Raw genomic sequence first — 22,304 nt, 5'->3', positions numbered from 1 at the left:
GCATGATTCCCGTTTGCGATGGCGCCAGCGGCAACCCTCGCAGTTCGGGAACAGCCATTGTTCCGCCCGGAATGGTTTCATTCCAACCATTCCTGCCTACGAGGACGATGATGAACGCTATTGTTGCGCCCCGCACCGCGGTACCACCTCGCTTATCGCCACCATCACAGCAATAAATCAGATAAGAAACCCAATCTATTGCTGACGATCGTGCGATCGCTTGTGTTCGGCTATTTCGGGCCGAACCCGTCGGTTCTACTGAGCAGCTTCAGCCATCACATCCGGCCGCACCTGCTGTTCTTCCGAAGACTCCCCGCTGATAACGGATCAACGCCTAACAACGGTGCACATCGTAGCACGCCGCAACGCCAAATGATTCTCGTATGACTACGAGATAAACAACGGATACGTCATCACTGTTATGTTTCAGTGTGCGGTCACCGTGCCTCGCGCTTGATACCGCGAAGGCAGCAATTCCACATGGCCCACGTCACTGCGTTTGCCCTCCAACACTTCCATCATGAGGTCAACGGCTCGCGAGCATGTTTCATTCGGCATCATCGGCATTTCATCAACACGCTTGGGCAGGGAACCTAAGCCGTACGTGCATGCGGCAAGTACGGAAACATCCTCAGGCACTTTGATTGCGCGGGCTTGCAAACATGCCAGCACATTGGAAATATGCGCGGCATTGGTTTGACAGATAATCAATGAAATCTCCGAATCTTCAGCGAAAGCCTCATCCAGCATCAAATTCACGTCATCGCGGCCAAAACCGGTAGATGGTTTGAACATCACCGATACACCGAGATCATCACCCTTTTTGACGGCGGCATCACGGAAACGAACCAGATAATTCGACCCATCCTCATAGGCATTGCGTTCCGAACCTGCAATCAATACATGTCGATGGCCAAGCGCATGCGCCTTTTCGATGGCTTCGCGCCCCATGCGCTCGAAGTCCAGATCCACTGAATAAATACCATCTGAATTGCTCGGATATCCCACTGCCACCACTGGTATGTCCAGGGTTTTCGCCACATCGGCACGAGCATCGCACATCAATACATCCAACAGCAAAATACCGTCTACCATGCCGCTGGAGGCAATGCGTGAAAGTTCCTGATCGCCATACTCATGCATAAGCAGCAAAATGTCATACCCATAGCGCTTAGCACGCATAGCAAGCGCGAAGAAGAACACCGCATAGTTGGAATAATCCGTGTATTCGTGAATAGGGGAACTCAACGCCAGAACCTTGGTGGGTTCTCCTCTCAGGAATCTTGCCTGCGCGTTGGGCATGTAGCCGAGTTCTTTAGCGGCGGCAAGTACCTTCTTCTTAGTCGCATCGCCAATCGAGCGCTTACCACTCATCACATATGAGACCGTGCTAATCGAAACTCCCGCCAGCGCCGCCACATCTTTGATGCCCGCCATTGCGCATCCTCCTCATCGATATGCAGTCGAAACGTTTCTATGAGTGTAGTCGATAACGAACGAAAGCACCAATAATGGCTGAGAGCGGAGCATCACGAGGCTAGAACACCACCGCGGAAACCACGGCAAGCGAGCACAGGGAGAACAGTGTGCTGACCAGCACGAATCCCACCGCATATTCGGGCATATTGTCCTTGCGCCCAGTGAACATGGCAATGGTGGTCATCGTCGGCAAGCCTGAAATCACCGTAATCATCAGCATCATGTCATGCGTGATCGGCACGGCGAACGGCAGCGCAGTCACAACGGCGGTAAGCAGCGCATAGAAAGCCAGCGGGAACGCAATCATCTTGGCAACAAGACCCACATACAGCTCGTAACGCTGCAGTACCTTCCACCAGCGGGTCAGTGCGAACAGGCCACCGAGATAAATCAGCGACATTGGCGTGGCCATATTGCCGATGGTATGCAGCGGCTTCAAAATAATGGCTGGCACTTTGACACCCAGAAGAATCAATGCAAGCGCAATCATCACACCGATGAACGCCGGGTTGATGAAGCGGCGCAGCAGGGAAATCACTTTCGAGCCAATGGAGGGGCGCGACGCTTTGCGAGCTCCCACAGCAGCGACGGATTCCGCTGATTGCGTCGCCGTCGCATCATTAGATTCTTTGACCGGTTCGCATAACCAAACGCCATACGTCCACAACAGCGCCTGATCCACAATGGACATCAGCGCCACATAAATCGCGCCTTCCTTGGGAAACAGCGCCATAATCAGTGGAATACCAATAAAACCAGCGTTGCCGAAAATCAAGGATGCTTGGAATATGTGACTGCGTGAACCTTTGAGTCGCAGTACATGGGCAAGCGCCCAAAACACAAGAACCAACAGCCCATACATAACCGCGGTGAGCAGCATCACACCCCAATTGGCGGCAAGATGCGAGCGATCGGTACCGTCCACCGCATTGGAGAACACCAGCACAGGAATCAGCACGTTAAGCAGCAGCGAGCACATGCCATCCAATGCCACCTTGCCGTAAAAACGCAGGCGCACGCAGCCGTAACCCACCATCAGCATGATGAAGAAGCCGACCAGTTGGCCGATCATTACCCCAAATTGGTCCATTGCTCTCTCCTACTTTACACACTTACCGCTAGACGCGATTCTGTGCGAGGAACTTATGCAAGATATACCTCATAAACGGCACCGTGGTGATAAACGTCAGCACATCGGAAACCGTTTGCGCCACTTCCACGCCAGTGACGCCCATGAATTGCGGCAAGATCAGCACGACCGGAGCCAAATACAATCCCGTGCGGCAGACCGCGAGGAATGAGGCGATACCGGTTTTGCCAAGCGTCTGACTGATCATATTGCCCATCATGTTCACGCCGTTCAGCGCCACCGACAGGCATTCGAAGTGCAGCGCGGCAACGCCTACCGACACCACGGCCGGGTCGGAGCGGAAGATCTCTACGAGCTGTGGCGCAATCACCCAAATCAGCGCTCCAAGCACCACCAGCACGGCGGTCGATAGCTTGACGCAGAACCAGAAGCCTTCACGCACGCGCGCAAACTTGCCGGCGCCATAGTTGTAGCCGCATACCGGCTGGAATCCTTGGCCGAGACCGATGATCACCGAATTGACGCCGAGCATGATGCGCATCACGATGGCCATGCCGGCGATGGCCGCGTCACCGAACGGATTGGCGGCGATGTTCACGCATGTGGTGGCTATCGAACCTGCACTTTGGCGGATCAGCGATGGCAGACCACCGCCCAGAATCTCACGCAACAGCAGCGGATCCGGTTTGAAGTTGCGCAGCGAAAGCCTCAGCACGCCAAACTTCGCACTCATCACCACAAGAATGATGAAGCTCACCGTCTGGCAGATGCCGGTGGCGAGGCCGGCACCGAAAATGCCCATGTCAAGCACAAAAATGAACAGTGGCGCCAACAGGAAGTTCAGCAACGAACCGGTGACCAGACCGATCATGCCGTATGCCGATTGCCCTTGGTATCGCAGCAATCCGTTCAGCGCGAACGATCCGCATACGCAAGGTGCGGCCACCAGGATCGGCGTCAGATATTGCACGGCATAAGGGGCAATGGTGGCAGTGGATCCCAGTAGCATGACCAGAGGCCGCAGAGTCGCCAGACAGATGATGGCCACGAGCAGACCGAAGCTGAATGCCGCCACGAATCCAATGGCCAGCAATTTGGATGCGCGGTCGATGTCGCGCTTGCCGAGCTCGCGGCTGAGCGAATTACCGGCACCCTGGCCGCAGAAGAAACCCAGCGCCTGCAGTACGGTCATGATGGAGAAGGCGATGCCAATCGCACCCGATTGTGAGGTACCCAGCTGGCCAATGAAAAACGTATCGGTCAGATTGTAGGCGGTAGTCACCAGGTTGGAGACGACCGCCGGCACGCTCAGCGTCAGAATCAGCGAGGGAATCGGCTGTTCGGTCATCTGATGGTACTTTGCGTCCGCATTCGCGCGTTTGATGCCATGTACCTGATTCACGCCGGTTATCCTACTCCCCTGCCGCACCTAAGCTCTCTTATTCGCCCGCCATACGAGGCATATGCTGTATCAGCAACGCACTTTTCGCGCAAAAAGTACTGTGATCGCAGCACTTCCGCGGCTCAGCGCACGCTGAGATACCTGCCGGTGATACTCACGGGATCAGATGCAATCTGTTCCGGCGTACCAGTGGCTATGATGCGTCCGCCCGCTTCTCCACCGCCCGGTCCCAGATCAATCACCCAGTCGGCATTAGCGATGACATCCAAGTCATGTTCGATGACCACTACCGTGGCACCGCTTGCCATCAACCGGTCGAATACACCGAGCAACACCTGCACATCGAGGGGATGAAGGCCGATGGTCGGCTCGTCGAAAACAAACACCGCGTCGGATTGCGCACGACCCATCTCACTGGCGAGCTTCAATCGCTGCGCCTCGCCGCCGGAAAGGGATGGCGTGGGTTCGCCAAGAGTCAGATAGCCAAGCCCCAAATCATGCAAGGTGATAAGGCGTGCATGCACTTTTCGCATATCAGCGGTCACGGCCAGCGCCTCGTCCACGCTCATGGACATCAGTTGCGGCAGTGTTAGCAAGCGCGACACCTCGAAAACATCCGAGGTAACAGCGTTACCGCTTTCGTCTGCCACATTCTTCGCAGTCTTTCGACCGGTTGAGGATTTCGCAGCTTTCACCTGCCGATGAATGGTGCTGGCTTCCGGCGCATAACGCGAGCCCTGGCAGTCTGGGCAGGCAATGGTCACATCCGGCAGAAACTGCACATCGAGCGAAATCGAACCGGTACCATCGCAGGTTGGGCAGCGCAACCGGCCGGTGTTATAGGAAAAGTCGCCGGCCTTATAACCAGCCGCTTTGGCTTCCTCGCAACGTGCGAATGCTCGGCGCAGCTCATCATGGATGCCAGCATACGTGGCCACAGTGGAACGCACATTCGCGCCGATGGGCGTGGCGTCGATGAGATTGGCGCGTGTTATACCGTCCGCCTGCAACGCATGCACATGCTTCGGCAATGATTCACCGGCGGCCGCGGCTTTCAGCGCTGGAATCAGCGACTCCAGCACCATCGTGGTTTTCCCAGAACCGGAAACACCGGTGACGGCCACTAATCGGCCGCGCGGAATATCCACGGTCAATGGCTTGACCGTATGCAGCGAACCGGTCTCCATGTGAATACGTCCGTTGGCGAACATGCTTGATTCCGTTGATGCTGCTTCAGGTCGGCTTGGCTGCGGCATCGTTTCGGAAGAATCATCGTGGACAGCAACTCGCGCGCGAATCCGTTGCTGCCCGTCTTCGCTCAAGAAAGGCGCAATACGGCTGTTCGCATTATGCGCCACCTCACTAACCGCACCCTGTGCAATCACATAGCCACCGCCGGCACCGGCGACCGGCCCCATTTCGATGAGATGGTCCGCGGCTTTGAGCACGCGCACATCATGGTCGACCACGACCACGGAATTGCCGTCCGCCACCAGATCATGCATCACGCCAAGCAGACCGTCTACATTCGAGGGATGTAGCCCGATGGACGGCTCGTCCAGCACATACAGCACGCCGGTGGTGCGGTTGCGCACGGCACGCGCCAACTGCACGCGCTGGCGTTCGCCGGTGGACAAAGTGGAACCGGCACGATCCAGTGCAAGATACCCAAGCCCGAGCTCGAGCAGCCGCTTCGCCACATCGAGGAAAGACTCACAAATATTGGTGGCCATCGGGCGCATGTCAACCGGCAATGATTCCGGCACACCGTGCATCCAAGCCACCGCATCATCCAAGGTCATAGCCGTGGCTTGCGCCAGATTAATACCACGAATTTCAGGCCCTCGGGCCGCCGAGCTCAGCCTCGTACCACCACAGTCATGGCATGGCTTTTCTTCCAGAAACCTCGCCACACGCTTCAAACCCTGCTCATCCTTGGCTTTGGCGAGCGCGTTTTCCACCGTGTAGACCGCGTTGTAGTAGGTGAAGTCCAGTTCAGCGAAATCGTCACCTTTCTTTGGCCGGTACAGAATATGCTTTTTGACTGCCGGACCATTGAAGACGATATCGCGCTCTTCAGGTGTCAATTCTTTGAACGGCACATTGGTGCGCACGCCCATCGCACCGCACACCTGCTTCATCAGATCCCACATCAGGGAACCCCACGGCAACACCGCACCGTCATCGATGCTTTTTGACTCATCTGGCACCAAGGCCGCACGGTTCACTTCGCGCACAATGCCGGTGCCTGAGCAGGTAGGGCATGCGCCAGCTGAATTGAATGCCAATGATTCTGCGCCCGGAGCTTGGAATTCCTTGCCGCAACTAATACAGATCATCGGCAGTTCAGCTGCCACATTCAGCGTGGGTTTTTGGCGCGCGCCGCAATATGGACAGACATGTGATGCGCAGCGGGAGAACAGCAATCGCAAGCTATTGAGCAGTTCGGTCATTGTGCCGAACGTTGAGCGAATGCCGGGAACTGCCGGCCGCTGATGCAGGGCAAGCGCAGCCGGCACATGCAACACTTCGTCGACTTGCGCGCGGGAGGCCTGGGTCAAACGGCGACGCGTGTATGTGGAGAGGGCTTCGAGATATCGCCGGGAGCCTTCCGCGTAGAGCACGCCTAATGCCAGGGAGCTTTTGCCTGAACCGGAGACGCCGGCGATGCCAACCAGCTCGCCCAACGGCACATCGACGTTGATGTTTTTAAGGTTATGCACGCGGGCGCCGCGCACTTCTATTGTAGTTGGCTTCTGCTGCTGCCCTTGTGTCATGAAGCTCCCCTCCCTCCCCCGCAGCGAATGGTTCTCATTAACAACCGTGCGGGGATTGACGCACTCTCAAACGAACATCGTAACCGCATTTTCCCTGCGATTCCAACGATGGTAGCAATGCGCTTTTGTTCGATTGTGTGCGTAATCCCTGCACGGTTGTTAATGAGAATGATTCGCTGCGCGGTTACTCAGAAGGAAAAACGCTCCCTGATCTGCGCCGCCGTGCCATAGGATGCTTGGGCACCGTAACCGGTGGCCGCATAGGCGGACACATATGATGCCAGGCTGGCCGCCTCGCGCAGCGCAAAACCAGAGGCAAGCCCCGCCAGCACAGTACCCATGAATGAGTCGCCGCACCCGGTGGTATCCACAGCATCCACCTTCACCGGCGCAATACGCGTGCATGCGGAATCCAGTACCATCGATCCATCACCGCCTAAAGTGACTATCGCCTGCTTGAACCCGTATTCGTGCATGCGCTGCCGTGCGGTCTCCCAGTCAAACGTTGACCAATCATCATTCTCAGGCTCTGCAATCCCTAGCAATTGCACCATTTCATGTTCGTTAACCAACAGCACATCAGCAGCTTCGATGAGCTCAGCTGGCAAAACCGGCGTGAACGGTGAATTATTGAGCAGTACCTTGACTCCGGCCTCATGACACATGCGTGCCGCCGCAGTCACAGCTTCCATCGGACTTTCCAAACACAGTCCGAGCACACTGGCGCCGGTCAATGCCTCGCGTGAGGCTTCAATATAGTCCGCTGTGACTTGTGCATTGGAACCCGGTGAATACACGATGGCGTTCTCCCCTGCCGCGTCCACCATAATGACGGTGGTGCCGCTCGGTCCAGCCACGCGACGCACATTGGCAGTGTCTACGCCAGCATCGTCTAAGGCTCCCAGCAGAAAATCAGCGTTGCTATCCGAGCCGACCGCGCCAAATATGCGCACATTGGCACCTATACGCGCTGCTGCAGCAGCTTGATTGCCGGACTTGCCGCCAGGCAAGATCTGCAATGGTCCGCCTGCAACCGTCTCTCCCGGGCCGGGAAGACGTTGTGCGGCAACGGTGTAGTCAGCGTTCATTGAGCCAACCACGCTGACCGAACCGTGAATATGGTCGAGCAAGGCAAGCACATCATTATTGGAAGAGGTAGTGGAAGAGAAGAAAGAAGAAACAGAATCAGACATGAGAGTTGCCTTTTCGTGAGGTGAATTGATTGGGAAACTGAGTGATTTTCGCATGAGAACGGCCGTTGAACCGGATATAAGACCGGCCCAACGGCCTTGATATGGCTACTATATTCGGCCGTAGTATCACAGCCGTCCGATGGTTGATCGGAAGTATTGCTTACTTATCGGTGTAGATCTTCTTGCGGAAGGCGAAGAACACAATCAGACCGAGGATCGGCGCGCAGCCGGCGAGAATCAGGATGTTGGAGTAGCTGGCGGCCGCACCGGAGGCTCCAATCACGCTGAATCCGGAGAATGCTTGCGAACCCATGAGGCTGGAGAACAGTGCGATGCCGATGGAGGGGCTGACGTTCATGGCCAGATCGTTCATGCCCACGCCGCGGCCGGACTCGTCAGCGGACAGCGTACCAAGCACGGTGGTAACGACCGGCGAGTACATGAGGCCGCAGCCTGCGTAGAAGAAGCATGCGCACAGGGTGAGCACCACGAATCCGGAGTTGACAGCCAGACCGGAGGCGATGAAACCGACCGCCATCAGTGTGCCGGCAATGGGCAGGGCACGCTGGATGCCGATTTTGCCTACGATGCCGCCCGAGCAGATGCCGAATGCAGCGGCCACGAGGAAGGCGAACACGATGTGCAGGGAGACCTGCGTGGTGGTCATACCGTAGATGTTGGTGCCGATGGCGTTGAACATCGGGGAGATGAAGTAGTTGGTGAAGTAGAACACCAGAATCAGGCTGATGGCGCACAGCCAACGCTTGTTCTTGAAGAATTCCGGAGTCACGAACGGCTTGGCAGCCTTGGTGATGTACACGGCGAAGACCACGAACAGTGCGATGGCCACGGCGAGCATCCACCATGCCATGTAGGAGAAGAACAGGGTGAGGAATGCGGTGGCCACGCCGAAGATGGTGAAGCCGAGCCAATCGACTTTCTCGCCATTGCCCTGCTTGTCCGGCAGGTTCTTGAGCAGCAGCGGCAGGAAGACGATGGTGACGGAAGGAATGAGGAACAGGTATTGCCATGCGATGGAGCTCAGGATGCCGGCAGCGAATACGCCAATGGATGCGGACAGCTGGTAGCCGGCAGTGAACAGGCCGAAGAAAATCACCTTGAGCGATGGCTTCAGGTACTTGCTGGCCACCACGAGGAACGCGGAACCGGCCACCTGCTCGCCTGCGGTCTGCAGGACGCGGGCGATGATTACGGTCCACAGGTTCGCGGCAAAGAAGAAGTTGGCCACGAAGCCGAAAATCGAGCCAATGAACAGGGTGATCAGACCAACGACCACGAGCTTCTTCAGGGAGACGAAATCACCAAGGGAGCCGTAGATGAAGCAGACGATGCCGAGCACGATGCCGGGGATGGCAGTGATCAGCGAGGCCTGCGCTGGTGCGCCGACGTCTGCACCGACTTGGGTGAAGACCAAGTTGAAGCCCTGCAGACACAGGGTGCCGAGAATGAAGGTGATGAGCAGCGGAATCAGGGCCTTGACGGCCATGCTGCTGCTGGTTTCCGGATCGGCCCACGGATCAGCGGATGCGTTTGCAGGCACAGTTGCGGTATTCGACATGATTGAAGTCCTTATATATATGCGATGGTGGTATTACTCGGCGGCCTTGGCGAGGTTAGTGATGCGGGTCATGAATTCGTTGAGGAAGCGCGGCACATCAACCTGCACGGCGGCCTTGGTGGTGTCAGCCGGTTCGCTCAAGCGGGTTTCGTCTCCGATGGTACGGCCGCGGGTCGGGCCTTCCAGATCGACCTTCATATTGAGTGGCAGCAGGGTGACAAGACTTGGGTCGATGGCCACCGCCACAGCGAGCGGATCATGCAGACCGCAGCCACCGAGGTGTGGCGACGTGGTCTCATAGGCTTTGATATAGAAGTCGGTCATATCCGCGAGGAAGTTGCCGGCCTTGGTACCGAGATCACGCCACTGCTGGGTTTCCTTATAGGTCAGCAGCGTGCGCAGCGTTACGTCGAGGCCGACCATAGTGACAGGAGCACCTGAATGGAACAGTTCGTTCGCGGCTTCCGGATCTTGGGAAATGTTGGCTTCCATGCAAGCGTTGCAGTTGCCCGGTACGGTCAGTGCGCCACCCATGAGCACGATATTGCCGATTTCATCCTTGATTTCGGGAACTTTCTTTAGAGCTGCGGCAATGTTGGTCATTGGACCGGTGGGTACGTAGATCAAATCCTTACCGTAGGTCTTTACTGCATCGATGATGAAGTCGACCGCGGATTCGGTTTCCGGCTGACGCGGAGAATCCGGGATTTCGACTTCTCCAATGCCGTTCTTGCCGTGGATGAAAGCGGAAATGTCGAGCACTTCAAAGGAATCGGTAGTGCTGGAATGCGGCAAGCCCTTATACACCTTGACTTCCGGATGACCCAGCAGATCGGTGATAGCCAGTGCATTGCGTACACCTTGATCGAGCAGCACATTGCCGTACGTACCAGTGATGCCGATGAGTTCGACCTCCGGGCTGCCCAGTGCATAGGAGATGGCAAGCGCGTCATCTACACCGGTATCGAGATCGAGAATGAGCTTCTTCATTGAGTGCCTTTCTTCATTGATGGCGTTAAACCGGTCTTCCGCGACCGGTGATGATGGGCGTTGTGGTCTAGCCCGAAAGCTTTGATTTAACGTTTTATCATCTGACAACATCAAAGATAAAACGTTAAATCAATATTGTCAAATAACCATTGCCCTTTTCAGCGTGTTGCATATCAGCACGACAGCACTCAGCCTATACACATATAGGCTGCCCCAGCCGTCATTCTTGCTAGCCGGTGCGTCAATCAGGAAATCCATAGAGGCCCAACATCATACGACTGCGACACCGCATGATCCGCGCATATGCAATACCGTGGGCACACAGTGCGTATGCGCAGCCACTTCAGTTCCCGAAGCGATACGCCGTATCAGCATCTCAACGCCAAGCCGGCCCATCGCATCGGCCTGCTGAGAGATCACGGATACTTGCGGAACCATCAAACGAAATGCCTCGATGTCATCGAACGAAATCAGCGACACCGCATCGCCGATGGCAATGCCACGTTCCTGAAGCAGCCCCAACATGGTGATGGCATCCGGAGAATACGCACAGATAATGGCCGTAACCCCCGCATTGTTCAAACGCTCCAGAGCAGAAGATCTCGACTCGACCGTTGAATTACAGTCAACCACCACGCCGGTCCCGCCAGGAATCCGCTCTCGAATGGCAGCGGAAAACGCCTTCGCACGTTCGTTTACGCTGAACGACCCCAATGCGGAATGCGAAACAAATCCAATTGCCCTGTGCCCCAGCCCGGCCAGTCGTTCCAGAGCCTCCTCCAAACCAGGTTTGGGATCGGAAACCACAAACGGAACATTCTCCGCTCCCGGCACCAGACGATCCACAAACACCAACGGCAACTTACGCTCAATCAACAGTTGCAATCCTTGGGAAAGCCCACCTTGCGGCACTACGATGGCCCCATCGATACGCTGGCCGAGCAGACTGCGCAAGAACGCATCCTGCCTATCCACCCGTTCACCATAGGAACCAATCAACGTGGTAAAACCTCGTCTATACAGCTCCTCCTCCATCGAGGAAACCATGTCGGCGAAATACGGGTTGCGTAGGTCCGGTACCAGAAGTCCTACGGTTTGCGTGGCGGCCGAACGCATCGCACGAGCACGCTGGTCGGGCACATACCCCAATCGTTCGGCGGTCTGACGCACCAGTTCGCGCGTCTGCTGAGAGAAACGGCCTTTATCATGCAGAATCTGCGAAACCGCCGTAACGGAAACGCCGGCTTCCTGCGCAATATCTCGAATGGTCACGAATGCCATAAGGCCCTCCCCTACCTCAATATCAGTAGAGCACACTCCTGATGTAACGATACATCAATACCGTACCGGAATATCCTAGTACACATGCGCATACACATCGTATGACGCATATGCCGGCAAATCGTACGTCTCGATAGAAAACGCCTTGGCACTGCCCTGTGCGGGCTTGATCACATTGGTATTGCGCCCATATACGATCTGTCCCTGTTTATCACGCAAGACAAGCGTCACACTGATGTCGTCCGCATATAAGCCTTTGCCATTGTCATCATCACGCTCGCACACCACTTCCCCGCTGAAGGTCGTACCGCCCAAATCGATCTTGCGCGCTTTGACTCCCCGAACAGTGAACGACTCCGCGCCACCGGTATCCAACAAATCATCCGCTGATGGCTTCTCCACCGTGAATTCCACACTCGCCGGTTTCTCACCGTCCCCGGCCTGCCCTGCGAAATACGCAGTCTCTGAGGCATACACGATAGCGAACACCTGTGTATGCGAAAACATCACCGATCCATCGGCACTTTTACCGGTAACCGTGACCTGAGGGAACTGTACAGCATACGTAACATCCGTATTATGCAGCGCAAGCGCATATTCCACATACCCGTTTGGTGCCGACCATCCAGATTCGGTCAGTTCAAGAGGGTTATTCTGCAACGCTTCCTTCCCATCGTTACTGCCAGCTGACGATGAATCCGGCGAGGAATCGCCACCGTTCTTATCAGGAACCTTACCGGTTGAAGTTTGCGTATCGGAGCTCGATTGCGCAAGCCCACCGCCAAGATTCCCACGCAACAGCGCATATCCGGTAATGCCGCCGGCCACAATCAGCACCATTACCAGCACCGCAGCAATCCACATCACCCATCGTCTGCGCAAACGCCGCACCGTACCACTATGCGCTGCATCAGGCGCTTCCCCACTGCCGTACGCGCCTGCCGACCCAGCATTCGCGGAATACAGCAATCGACGCAAGGCTGCCGCATCCTGCGGTCGAGCACTTGGCTCAAACGCACATGCCTGCTGCACAATGAAGCGAATGCGCGAATCAACCACATCAGCATCCGCAAGCAGCCGCTCATAGTGATTCTTATCTGAAGGCTGCACACCGGTAACCAAAAATCCCAATACACATCCGATGGCGTACACATCGCTACGCGCATCAGTGGCCGCAAAACCATACTGCTCCGGAGCCGCAAAACCCCAAGTACCCAGCGTGGTCGTATCATGCGAGCGCGGCATACCGTTGGCTCCATCAGCGCCACTGTGTTCGCGCGCAATGCCAAAATCGATAAGATGCACGCCGTCAGCAGCCATGATGATATTCGCCGGGGTGATGTCGCGGTGCACAATACCGCACCGATGCAATTCGTCTACCGCTTCGCACAATTGCGCAACAATGCGAATCGCCGCATCAGCAGATAAACGTCCGCGCTCGGCCATGTACTGTTCGAGCGTGACACCTTGCACATAATCGTAAATCACCACAAACCAGTCAGGCAGCTCATATGTGGCTTCAATCTGCGGCAAGCGTGGCGAACGGCATTCAGCAATCGTTGACCATAAGCGTCTGCGTGCGAATTGCAGAGGAATCTTTTTACGAACAAACGGGCCGGTGCCATCGAGCGTAACCAGCTCGGTAATGCCATACTGTCCGTTCGCCAACACTTGCTCAACATGGTAGGCATCGTCCAGCATCATGGCATGCATCGTTTGCATATCATCCATGACGTGCCCTCCCCCAGTGCCGCAATCGCTCAGTTTCTGGAGCATTGCAAACATTGCATGCTCCATATTTTCTCTATGCTAATCCACGCTCAGCAACGTCGGTTCGCCAAATCGATGCAGTTCATCATCCGTAGACGCCCGGTCGAAGCCCTGCTGCACACACCATAAGATAATGGCATCGCGCCGCTGCCGGCACCACAGCTCAGAGACACCGGCAAAACGCAGTACACGCTGGGTTTCTCTCACGTCGCACTGCAACCCGAACGCCAGCATAATCGCATGATCGCGCCCCGGCCTGCTCTTACCGGCGAAAATGTCATACACCACTGTGGCGTTCAGACCGGATGCACGAGCCACGTCAGCACGTTTCAAACCATGCCGAGCCAACAGAAACTGCAGATAATCAACCAGCTCGCGGTCCTTAATTTTCTCCTCATCCAGATATGCCTCGATGCTGTTGCTGGCAAGTAACCGGTCCAGTAGTTCTTCGGTAAGGATTTTCTCGCCTGAAGTACCGTTCGTTCTCATGCCTTCCTTTATACCGCTGTATTGCAGGCGAGCAGAGTCAGCCATCAAACAAATTCCTTGAAATTCAGTTGGCAACTGAGTAATTCAGCAGCCAGCTGAGGAATGCTGTTTGGTTCTACGCAATAATTTCCGCGAGATTAGTGGCTTTTGATTGGAAAGGAGAGAAGATACTATGACCAATCAATTCAATCAGCCGGCTCCGGCACAGCAGCCGAACGGGCAGCCCAGCCAACCCACTACGCCAATTGTGTATCCAAACGGACCTGCTAACCCTACAGGAATTCCAACGAATGGTCCCGCCATTCAGCAACCGAAACCGCATAAGAAGACTTCGAAACTTGCGGTTTTCGCCATCATTGTGGACGCAGTGTTCCTGCTGAGCACTTTCATCGGCATAAACTCTTGGAGCACACTGGTGGTCCTTGCGGTTTTGCCAGTATTGCTTTCCGGCTTCTCCTTGTATGTGACGCGTAAGGATGGCAAAGTTCAAGGCCGTGTACTCGCTTGGGTGGCAGTTGGTATTACCGTAGTGGCGCTGATTATCGGCGGCGTTGGCATTGTGCGCGCCGGCGCCAAGAGCGCAGCTGATGATGCCGCGTTCAAGGAATCCATGAAGGTGACGTGCAAAGCGTATAGCTGGCCGTCCTCTGACCTGGTCGCACAGCTGCCGCAACCGCAATCCACCACCGGTAAGATCGAAAGCGAAAGCTCCAGCCTATTCTCCATCTCCGTATGCGATACGGATTCCACTGCATATACGGCTTATATAAAGGCATTGCAGGACAAGGGTTTCACCGTCGACTATTCCAAGTCCGACGAGGCATTTACAGCTAAGAATGCAGCTGGCTACAGTGTGCATGCATCGGTGAATGAATACAACACGAATGTGATGGATATTTCCATCTATCCACCAGAGGACTCTTCAGGTTCCTCGGACTCCTCTACCGATGATTCCACTGCCTCTGATGATTCTGCGAACACCGACTCCAATGCGTCTTCCAGCCCATCCGAAAGTGATTTCAAGGCCGCAATGGATAGCTACGAGAAAATCATGAACGACTACGTGGACTTCATGAACAAGTACAACTCCGAAGGTCATCCGGTTTCCATGCTTGCCGACTACGCCAAGTGGACCAAGCAGTACAGCGACATGGTGCAAAAGTTCGATGCCGTGGACGATGGTTCGCTGACCGACGAAGAACTGCAGTACTACATCGAAGTGCAAACCCGAGTTAATCAGAAGCTCGGTACACTGCAGTAGCGACCGATACCGCAGCGAATCATTCTCAATAGCAAACGTGCGGGGATTGACACACCATCAAACGAACATCACAGTCATACCTTCCTCGTAATCCCAACGATGGAAGCAACGTGAGGATGTTCAAGTGCGTGTGCAATCCCCGCACAGTCGTTAATGAGAACCATTCGCTGCGGTAATTCAGAAGCGAATCAGGGACTTGATGACCTTGCGCTGATCCATTGCCTCATAAGCTTCCTGAATATGGTCGAGGTCGAACTCGGCGGTGAACACGCGACCGGGGTTGATTTCGCCCTTCACCACGGTGTCCAGCAGGCCGGACTGCAGATCGTAATGACGCACGGGAGCCGGGCCACCCTTGATACCGATGTTGCCGTAGAACGTGCCCTCGGCGCTGATTTCGACATCATGCGGCAGACCAACACGGCCGATCACGCCACCGCGGCGAATGAGACCGATGGCGGTGTCGAAGGACTGCTTGGAACCCACACATTCGAGCACGGCATCTGCGCCATAGCCGCCGGTCATCTCCAACACCTTGTCAATGGCGGCCTGATCGCGTTCAGCCACAATATCCGTGGCACCGAACTCACGGGCGACCGCGGCACGATCTTCGTGACGGCTCATCGCGATAATGCGCTTGGCACCGAGCATGTGCGCGGACAGCACGCCGCACAGGCCAACCGCACCATCACCCATTACCACGGCGGTGTCGCCGGGCTTGACTTCGGCGGAAACTGCTGCGTGGTAGCCAGTGGACATCACGTCAGCGATGGTCAGCAGCGAAGCGAGCGTGGCATCATCGTAATCCTCAGGAGAACCGGGCACCTTAACCACGGTGCCATCGGCTTCCGGTACGCGCACATATTCGGCCTGGCTGGCACCGAAGTAGCCACCGTGCGGGCATACGGATTCGAAACCGGCCTTGCACACCGGGCACTTGCCGCAGCTGTACGGGAAAGGCAGTACCACAAAATCACCGGACTTCACAGACGTGACTGCCGAACCCACTTCCTCGACCACGCCAATCGACTCATGACCAATCTGCGCGTGTTCGGGGTGCGGGCTCAACCCACGGAAATACCACAGATCGGAACCGCACACACAAGCACGCACAACACGCACAACCGCATCATCATCCTGTTCAAGGCGTGCCTTCGGCACCTCTTCCACAGCCATCTGTCCAGGCTTGACAAAGATGGCAGCTTTCATGGTCTCGCTCATTGTTGCTCCTTTGATTATTGATATTGACTCCTATTGAACAACTATTCGATAGCAATATCCAATACCCATTGACCATGCACAGCTATGCCTAAGACTTATGTCCCACTGCTAATTCATACAAATTTGATACAGGTGTAAGCATGCGTCACATACAAGAAATCCCCTCCGAGTTTCCTCGAAGGGGATTTCCTATAACGCTAGTTCAAGCGTAGATTCTTGCGTGATTCAGTGAATCAGGCGAGGATCTTGGTCACACGACCGGAGCCAACGGTGTGGCCACCTTCGCGCACTGCGAAGGTCAGGCCTTCCTCCATTGCGATGGGCTGAATCAGCTCAACGGTGAAGGTAGCGTGGTCGCCCGGCTGAACCATCTCGACGCCTTCCGGCAGCTCGATGACGCCGGTGACGTCGGTGGTGCGGAAGTAGAACTGCGGACGGTAGTTGGAGAAGAACGGCGAGTGACGGCCGCCCTCGTCCTTGGTCAGCACGTAGACTTCGCCCTCGAACTTGGTGTGCGGGGTGACGGAGCCCGGCTTGGCCACAACCTGGCCACGCTCGACATCGTCACGGCCGAGACCACGCAGCAGCAGACCGGTGTTGTCGCCAGCCTCGCAGGCGTCCATGGTCTTGTGGAAGGTCTCGATGGAGGTGACGGTGGTCTGCTGGGTCGGACGAATACCGACGATCTCGACCGGGGTGTTGACGGCCAGCTGGCCACGCTCGACACGACCGGTGACAACGGTACCACGGCCGGAGATGGTGAAGACGTCCTCGATAGGCATCAGGAACGGCTTGTCCAGGTCGTGAACCGGGGTCGGAATGTACTCGTCGACAGCGTCCATGAGCTTCTTGACCTGCTCAACCCACTTCTCGTGGTCCGGAGCGTCATCATGCAGAGCGCCGTAAGCGGAGACGCGGATGATCGGGCAGTCGCGATCGAAGCCGTTCTCGTCGAGAAGGTCACGGACCTCTTCCTCAACGAGCTCGATGAGCTCTTCGTCCTCGACCATATCGCACTTGTTCAGAGCGACGAGAATCTTCGGAACGCCCACCTGACGAGCGAGCAGAACGTGCTCGCGAGTCTGAGCCATCGGGCCGTCGGTGGCGGCCACAACGAGGATAGCGCCATCCATCTGGGCAGCACCGGTGATCATGTTCTTCACGAAGTCGGCGTGGCCCGGGCAGTCGACGTGAGCGTAGTGACGCTTAGCGGTCTGGTACTCGATGTGGGCGATGTTGATGGTGATACCGCGGGCGGCCTCTTCCGGAGCGGAATCGATCTGGTTGAAGTCGTACTCCGGGTTGACATCCGGGAACTCCTCGTGCAGCACCTTGGAGATGGCGGCAGTCAGGGTAGTCTTACCGTGATCGACGTGGCCGATGGTACCAATGTTAACGTGCGGCTTAGTACGCTCGTACTTTTCCTTTGCCATTACTCTTGTCCTCCTGGACGTCTCGTGAGTTTCCTACGCCCTTTCGCGTAGGCACTCGCTCTATTCTACTGGGTTTCTGGGTTATGTGCCACTTTGAAGAGCCAGAACCCAGTCAGCGGTACACGATATTACCGCTGACTGGAGACACTAGCGAACTTCAGTTAGTGGCGCGTGTCACTCGCCGCGCTGAGCCTTGATGATCTCTTCAGCGACGCTCTTCGGGACCTCATCGTAGGAGTCCATCTCCATGGTGAACATGGCGCGGCCCTGGGTCTTGGAGCGCAGATCGCCGATGTAGCCGAACATCTCGGACAGCGGGACCTTGGCGTCGATGACCTTGACGCCGATGGCGTCGGTCATGGACTGGATGTTGCCACGACGCTGGTTCAGATCGCCGATGACTTCGCCCATGTACTCTTCCGGAGTACGGACCTCGACCTTCATGATAGGTTCGAGGATGACCGGCTTAGCCTTCGGAGCAGCCTCCTTGAAGCACATGGAGCCTGCGAGCTTGAAGGCCATTTCGGAGGAATCGACCGGGTGCATCTGGCCGTCGGTGACGGTAGCCTTGACGCCCACAACCGGGAAGCCGGCGAGAATACCGGATTCCATAGCTTCCTTGACGCCAGCCTCGATGGACGGGATGAACTCCTGGGAAATGTGGCCACCGGTGACGGCGTTCTCGAACTCGAAGGTCTTGCCTTCGGTGGTGTCGAGCGGCTCGAAGTTCATCAGGACCTTTGCGAACTGGCCGGAACCACCGGTCTGCTTCTTGTGGGTGTAACCCTGGTCCATGACGGCCTTGCGGATGGTCTCGCGGTAGGCAACCTGCGGCTTGCCCTGGTTGCACTCGACCTTGAACTCACGACGCATACGGTCAACGATGATGTCGAGCTGGAGCTCGCCCATACCTGCGATCAGGGTCTGGCCGGACTCTTCGTCGGTGGTGACCTGGAAGGTCGGATCCTCTTCAGCCAGCTTGGCCAGAGCGATGCCCATCTTCTCCTGATCGGCCTTGGTCTTCGGCTCAACGGCAACCTGGATCACCGGATCCGGGAAGGTCATGGAGTCGAGGGTGATCGGCTCGTCGATGGCGCACAGGGTGTCACCGGTGGTGACGTTCTTCAGGCCCACGAAGGTGTAGATGTTGCCGGCATCGGCCACATCCATCGGGTTCTCCTTATCGGCGTGCATCTGGAAGATCTTGCCGATACGTTCCTTCTTCTCGCGGGTGGAGTCCAGCACGGTGTCGCCAGGCTTGACGGAACCGGAGTAGACGCGCACGAACACGAGCTTGCCGTAGAACGGGTGGGTGGAAATCTTGAAGACCAGTGCGGAGAACGGATCGGACTTCGTCGGGTGACGATCGATCTCGACGGACTCATCGCCCGGCTTGTAGCCCTTGATAGCCGGCACGTCTTCAGGAGACGGCAGGTAATCAACAACGGCGTCCAGCATCGGCTGAACACCCTTGTCCTTGAAGGCGGAGCCGCAGAAGACCGGGAAGGCCTTCTTGGCAATCGTCAGCTGACGAATACCAGCGCGGACCTCTTCCTTGGAGAGGTCACCTTCCTCGAAGAACTTGTCCATCAGCTCGTCGTTAGCCTCAGCAGCGGCCTCAACAAGCTTCTCGTGGTATTCCTCAGCCTTGTCCTTGAGGTCCTCCGGGATCTCAGTGGTGTCGTACTTAGCGCCGAGGCCCTCGGTACCGTTCCAGACGTAGGCCTTCATTTCAACCAGGTCGACAACACCGGCGAAGTCGTTCTCAGCGCCGATCGGCAGCTGCATAACGATCGGGTTAGCACCCAGCTTCTCCTTGATGGTGTCGACGGAGTAGTAGAAGTTGGCGCCCAGCTTATCCATCTTGTTGACGAAGCAGATACGCGGAACGCTGTACTTATCAGCCTGACGCCACACGGTCTCAGACTGCGGCTCCACACCTTCCTTGCCGTCGAACACGGCAACGGCACCATCGAGCACGCGCAGGGAGCGCTCCACCTCGGCCGTGAAGTCCACGTGGCCAGGGGTATCGATGATGTTGATCTGGAACTTGTCCTTGGTGTCGTGAGTCTGACGGTTCCAGAAGCAGGTGGTAGCAGCAGACTGAATGGTGATGCCGCGTTCCTGCTCCTGAGCCATGAAGTCCATGGTGGCTGCGCCATCGTGAACCTCACCGATCTTGTAGCTCTTACCGGTGTAGAACAGAATTCGCTCGGTAGTGGTGGTCTTACCGGCATCGATGTGAGCCATGATGCCGATATTGCGGACGTCGTGAAGGTCCGAAATCTCTTGAGCCATCGTTATTCCTTATTCTCCTGGATTAATTACCAGCGGTAATGAGCGAAGGCCTTGTTGGCCTCTGCCATCTTATGAGTATCCTCGCGGCGCTTGACAGAAGCACCGAGGCCGTTGGAAGCGTCCAGAATCTCGTTGGCGAGACGCTCGGCCATAGTCTTCTCACGACGAGCGCGGGAGAAGTCGGTCAGCCAGCGCAGAGACAGGGTGTTAGCGCGGTTCGGCTTGACCTCGACCGGCACCTGGTAGGTAGCGCCACCGACACGGCGGGAGCGAACCTCGAGGGACGGACGGATGTTGTCCAGGGCGCGCTTCAGAACAGCGACCGGCTCCTGGTCGGACTTCTCCTTGACCATGTCGAGAGCGGAGTACACGATGTCCTCGGCGATCGACTTCTTGCCGTCAAGCAGAATCTTGTTGATGAGCTGCGCCACCACGGTGGAACCGTAGATCGGATCGGGCAGCACGACGTGCTTCTTGGAAGGTCCCTTACGTGACATATCTCTTACTTCGCCTTCTTTGCTCCATACAGGGAACGACCCTGCTTACGGTCCTTGACGCCCTGGGTATCGAGTGCACCACGCACGATGTGGTAACGCACACCCGGCAGATCCTTCACACGGCCGCCGCGCACGAGCACGATGGAGTGCTCCTGCAGGTTGTGGCCTTCGCCCGGAATGTAGGCGGTGACTTCGATGCCGGAGGACAGGCGCACACGGGCAACCTTACGCAGAGCCGAGTTCGGCTTCTTCGGGGTGGTGGTGTAGACACGGGTGCACACGCCACGACGCAGCGGGCTTCCCTTCAGTGCCAAAGTCTTGGACTTCTTCGGCTTTGCCTGACGTCCCTTACGGACGAGCTGTTCAATAGTAGGCAACTTGAATTCTCCGATTCAGTGGTTTCTCTTACTTTCGTGTGACCGCCGCACTGCGCCCACACTTTTCACTGAATCGCTCTCACGCGTATTAAATCCGCGTCTGACGAATAGTCAAAAGTTAGCCCAGTCCACCGGCCCGATGGCCTCCCCGCCTCCCGCGTTCGCATTGCTGCGTGCGATCATCGACTTGAAGGATATCCCAGCGCGCACACCTGTTACATAAGGCATGCCGTTGGCACACACGAATATCTATATTACGGATTGGCCAGACAACGACGCGCCGGATCAATCCGCAATTGACCACTGGATGGTTGAGGTATCCGTTGTTCGACACACTCAAGGCCGTTCGGCCAAGCCTACGGTCTCACAACGGTTACCCCAACCATCCAGCTCCGTGTGGATTATGAACTTTCCCCACAATTCCCCCAAACAGCAGATGCCCCCGAGGAGTCCATGTCACTCGGGGGCACCGCCAAGGAGGGAAACACCATTACTTAACTAGCTATCACCTAATTAACTACTGTTGCCTGTTGGTTGTTCTGTTATGGAAACCGCTTGCGGAACCGGCATCCTCGCCGTTTCTTTTCAATGTTTTCCGCGGTTCCCAGTATAGCAAAACCGCTCCTGCAAAACGCCCGATCGACGTGCCTCACGTTTTTTGAGCGCGTAGGGTGTGGTGGTGCCTCATCGGGAATGAGCGCGAACGGTATCGGTCCTGTTTGGCTTGTCTTATGGAAGACAGGATCAGCATGGCGACGAAGCGGCAGGTCACCCTGAGATTCAGGGATGAATACATGAAGGCGTCGAAGAAGGACAAGGGACGCATCCTCGATGAGATGTGCTCCGTGCTGGGAATCGGCAGGAGCACCGCGAGACGCAGACTCACGGAAGCCGGGCGCGGCAGGCCGTCGATGTCGCCCGCGGAGCGGCCGAAGCGGTATTCGGAGCAGTCGCGCGAGCTGCTGGTCCAGGTGTGGCTGATGATGGATGCGCCGTGNGCGAAGTACCTCAAGGCGATGCTGCCCCTGTGGATGCCCATGCTGCGCGCGCACGGCGAGCTCGCCGACTGGGACGGTTTCGCGTTCCGCGAGCTGGAGCGGATGAGCGCGGCCACGATGGACCGGTACCTCAAAAAGACGCGCGACGCGGCACGGCCCAGAGGCATCT

The 22,304-nt window shown here is 56.5% G+C and carries 16 protein-coding genes; 1 reads left to right on the top strand and 15 read right to left on the bottom strand.

The features are described from left to right. Positions 1–426: 426 nt before the first annotated feature. From Tam1G_RS03255 to Tam1G_RS03210, 10 genes are all read right to left on the bottom strand, one after another. Positions 427–1,437: a LacI family DNA-binding transcriptional regulator gene (locus tag Tam1G_RS03255; RefSeq protein WP_033889618.1), complete on the bottom strand. Its 1,011-nt coding sequence runs from the start codon at positions 1,435–1,437 to the stop codon at positions 427–429. Between the two features lie 100 nt (positions 1,438–1,537). Next, complete coding sequence (locus Tam1G_RS03250) at positions 1,538–2,569, bottom strand: AEC family transporter (RefSeq protein ID WP_033889617.1); 1,032 nt, start codon at positions 2,567–2,569, stop codon at positions 1,538–1,540. A 28-nt stretch (positions 2,570–2,597) separates the two neighbouring features. Further along, positions 2,598–3,917, bottom strand: coding sequence for an MATE family efflux transporter (locus tag Tam1G_RS03245; protein ID WP_423220509.1), 1,320 nt, complete (start codon positions 3,915–3,917; stop codon positions 2,598–2,600). Between the two features lie 176 nt (positions 3,918–4,093). Continuing rightward, positions 4,094–6,748, bottom strand: coding sequence for an excinuclease ABC subunit UvrA (locus Tam1G_RS03240; RefSeq protein ID WP_033889615.1), 2,655 nt, complete (start codon positions 6,746–6,748; stop codon positions 4,094–4,096). A 188-nt stretch (positions 6,749–6,936) separates the two neighbouring features. After that, on the bottom strand, positions 6,937–7,941 hold the full coding sequence (locus tag Tam1G_RS03235; RefSeq protein ID WP_051917246.1) for a ribokinase: 1,005 nt from the start codon (positions 7,939–7,941) through the stop codon (positions 6,937–6,939). 160 nt (positions 7,942–8,101) lie between these two features. Further along, entirely contained in the window at positions 8,102–9,520 is a 1,419-nt protein-coding gene (locus Tam1G_RS03230; protein WP_033889614.1) for an MFS transporter, read from the bottom strand. Between the two features lie 33 nt (positions 9,521–9,553). Then, entirely contained in the window at positions 9,554–10,510 is a 957-nt protein-coding gene (locus Tam1G_RS03225; protein ID WP_101625432.1) for a nucleoside hydrolase, read from the bottom strand. Between the two features lie 270 nt (positions 10,511–10,780). Continuing rightward, complete coding sequence (locus tag Tam1G_RS03220; protein ID WP_101625431.1) at positions 10,781–11,791, bottom strand: LacI family DNA-binding transcriptional regulator; 1,011 nt, start codon at positions 11,789–11,791, stop codon at positions 10,781–10,783. Positions 11,792–11,866: 75 nt separating this feature from the next. Next, positions 11,867–13,522 carry a serine/threonine protein kinase gene (locus Tam1G_RS03215; RefSeq protein WP_101625444.1) on the bottom strand — a complete coding sequence of 552 codons (1,656 nt, stop codon included), beginning with the start codon at positions 13,520–13,522 and terminating at the stop codon, positions 11,867–11,869. Between the two features lie 78 nt (positions 13,523–13,600). Continuing rightward, complete coding sequence (locus tag Tam1G_RS03210; protein ID WP_101625443.1) at positions 13,601–14,050, bottom strand: helix-turn-helix domain-containing protein; 450 nt, start codon at positions 14,048–14,050, stop codon at positions 13,601–13,603. Positions 14,051–14,222: 172 nt separating this feature from the next. Here Tam1G_RS03210 and Tam1G_RS03205 point away from each other — a divergent pair, with 172 nt between their 5' ends. Next, positions 14,223–15,311 (top strand): DUF6591 domain-containing protein, encoded by a 1,089-nt coding sequence (locus Tam1G_RS03205; RefSeq protein ID WP_101625430.1) that lies wholly within the window; start codon positions 14,223–14,225, stop codon positions 15,309–15,311. Between the two features lie 177 nt (positions 15,312–15,488). On the opposite strand, the gene Tam1G_RS03200 is transcribed toward Tam1G_RS03205, so the two are convergent. The 5 genes from Tam1G_RS03200 to rpsL form a co-directional block, all read right to left on the bottom strand. Beyond that, positions 15,489–16,532 (bottom strand): zinc-dependent alcohol dehydrogenase family protein, encoded by a 1,044-nt coding sequence (locus Tam1G_RS03200; RefSeq protein ID WP_033889610.1) that lies wholly within the window; start codon positions 16,530–16,532, stop codon positions 15,489–15,491. A 233-nt stretch (positions 16,533–16,765) separates the two neighbouring features. Further along, a complete protein-coding gene (tuf, locus tag Tam1G_RS03195) occupies positions 16,766–17,965 on the bottom strand; it encodes an elongation factor Tu (RefSeq protein WP_033889609.1) in 1,200 nt (399 codons plus the stop codon). 174 nt (positions 17,966–18,139) lie between these two features. Continuing rightward, positions 18,140–20,263 (bottom strand): elongation factor G, encoded by a 2,124-nt coding sequence (gene fusA / locus Tam1G_RS03190; protein WP_033889608.1) that lies wholly within the window; start codon positions 20,261–20,263, stop codon positions 18,140–18,142. A gap of 26 nt (positions 20,264–20,289) precedes the next feature. Then, entirely contained in the window at positions 20,290–20,760 is a 471-nt protein-coding gene (rpsG, locus tag Tam1G_RS03185) for a 30S ribosomal protein S7 (protein WP_003828652.1), read from the bottom strand. Between the two features lie 5 nt (positions 20,761–20,765). Beyond that, positions 20,766–21,137: a 30S ribosomal protein S12 gene (rpsL, locus tag Tam1G_RS03180; protein WP_003813881.1), complete on the bottom strand. Its 372-nt coding sequence runs from the start codon at positions 21,135–21,137 to the stop codon at positions 20,766–20,768. Positions 21,138–22,304 lie beyond the last annotated feature (1,167 nt).

This window comes from Bifidobacterium imperatoris, assembly GCF_002860405.1.
Taxonomy (GTDB): domain Bacteria; phylum Actinomycetota; class Actinomycetes; order Actinomycetales; family Bifidobacteriaceae; genus Bifidobacterium; species Bifidobacterium imperatoris.
The sequence above is the reverse complement of the archived record's forward strand: the minus strand, read 5'-3'. Positions and strand labels throughout refer to the sequence as shown.

Coding starts and splice junctions, on each gene's coding strand:
- Tam1G_RS03255 (WP_033889618.1), bottom strand. CDS start 1,437: ATGGCGGGCATCAAAGATGTGGCGGCGCTGGCGGGAGTTTCGATTAGC.
- Tam1G_RS03250 (WP_033889617.1), bottom strand. CDS start 2,569: ATGGACCAATTTGGGGTAATGATCGGCCAACTGGTCGGCTTCTTCATC.
- Tam1G_RS03245 (WP_423220509.1), bottom strand. CDS start 3,917: ATGACCGAACAGCCGATTCCCTCGCTGATTCTGACGCTGAGCGTGCCG.
- Tam1G_RS03240 (WP_033889615.1), bottom strand. CDS start 6,748: ATGACACAAGGGCAGCAGCAGAAGCCAACTACAATAGAAGTGCGCGGC.
- Tam1G_RS03235 (WP_051917246.1), bottom strand. CDS start 7,941: ATGTCTGATTCTGTTTCTTCTTTCTTCTCTTCCACTACCTCTTCCAAT.
- Tam1G_RS03230 (WP_033889614.1), bottom strand. CDS start 9,520: ATGTCGAATACCGCAACTGTGCCTGCAAACGCATCCGCTGATCCGTGG.
- Tam1G_RS03225 (WP_101625432.1), bottom strand. CDS start 10,510: ATGAAGAAGCTCATTCTCGATCTCGATACCGGTGTAGATGACGCGCTT.
- Tam1G_RS03220 (WP_101625431.1), bottom strand. CDS start 11,791: ATGGCATTCGTGACCATTCGAGATATTGCGCAGGAAGCCGGCGTTTCC.
- Tam1G_RS03215 (WP_101625444.1), bottom strand. CDS start 13,522: ATGGATGATATGCAAACGATGCATGCCATGATGCTGGACGATGCCTAC.
- Tam1G_RS03210 (WP_101625443.1), bottom strand. CDS start 14,050: ATGAGAACGAACGGTACTTCAGGCGAGAAAATCCTTACCGAAGAACTA.
- Tam1G_RS03205 (WP_101625430.1), top strand. CDS start 14,223: ATGACCAATCAATTCAATCAGCCGGCTCCGGCACAGCAGCCGAACGGG.
- Tam1G_RS03200 (WP_033889610.1), bottom strand. CDS start 16,532: ATGAGCGAGACCATGAAAGCTGCCATCTTTGTCAAGCCTGGACAGATG.
- tuf (WP_033889609.1), bottom strand. CDS start 17,965: ATGGCAAAGGAAAAGTACGAGCGTACTAAGCCGCACGTTAACATTGGT.
- fusA (WP_033889608.1), bottom strand. CDS start 20,263: ATGGCTCAAGAGATTTCGGACCTTCACGACGTCCGCAATATCGGCATC.
- rpsG (WP_003828652.1), bottom strand. CDS start 20,760: ATGTCACGTAAGGGACCTTCCAAGAAGCACGTCGTGCTGCCCGATCCG.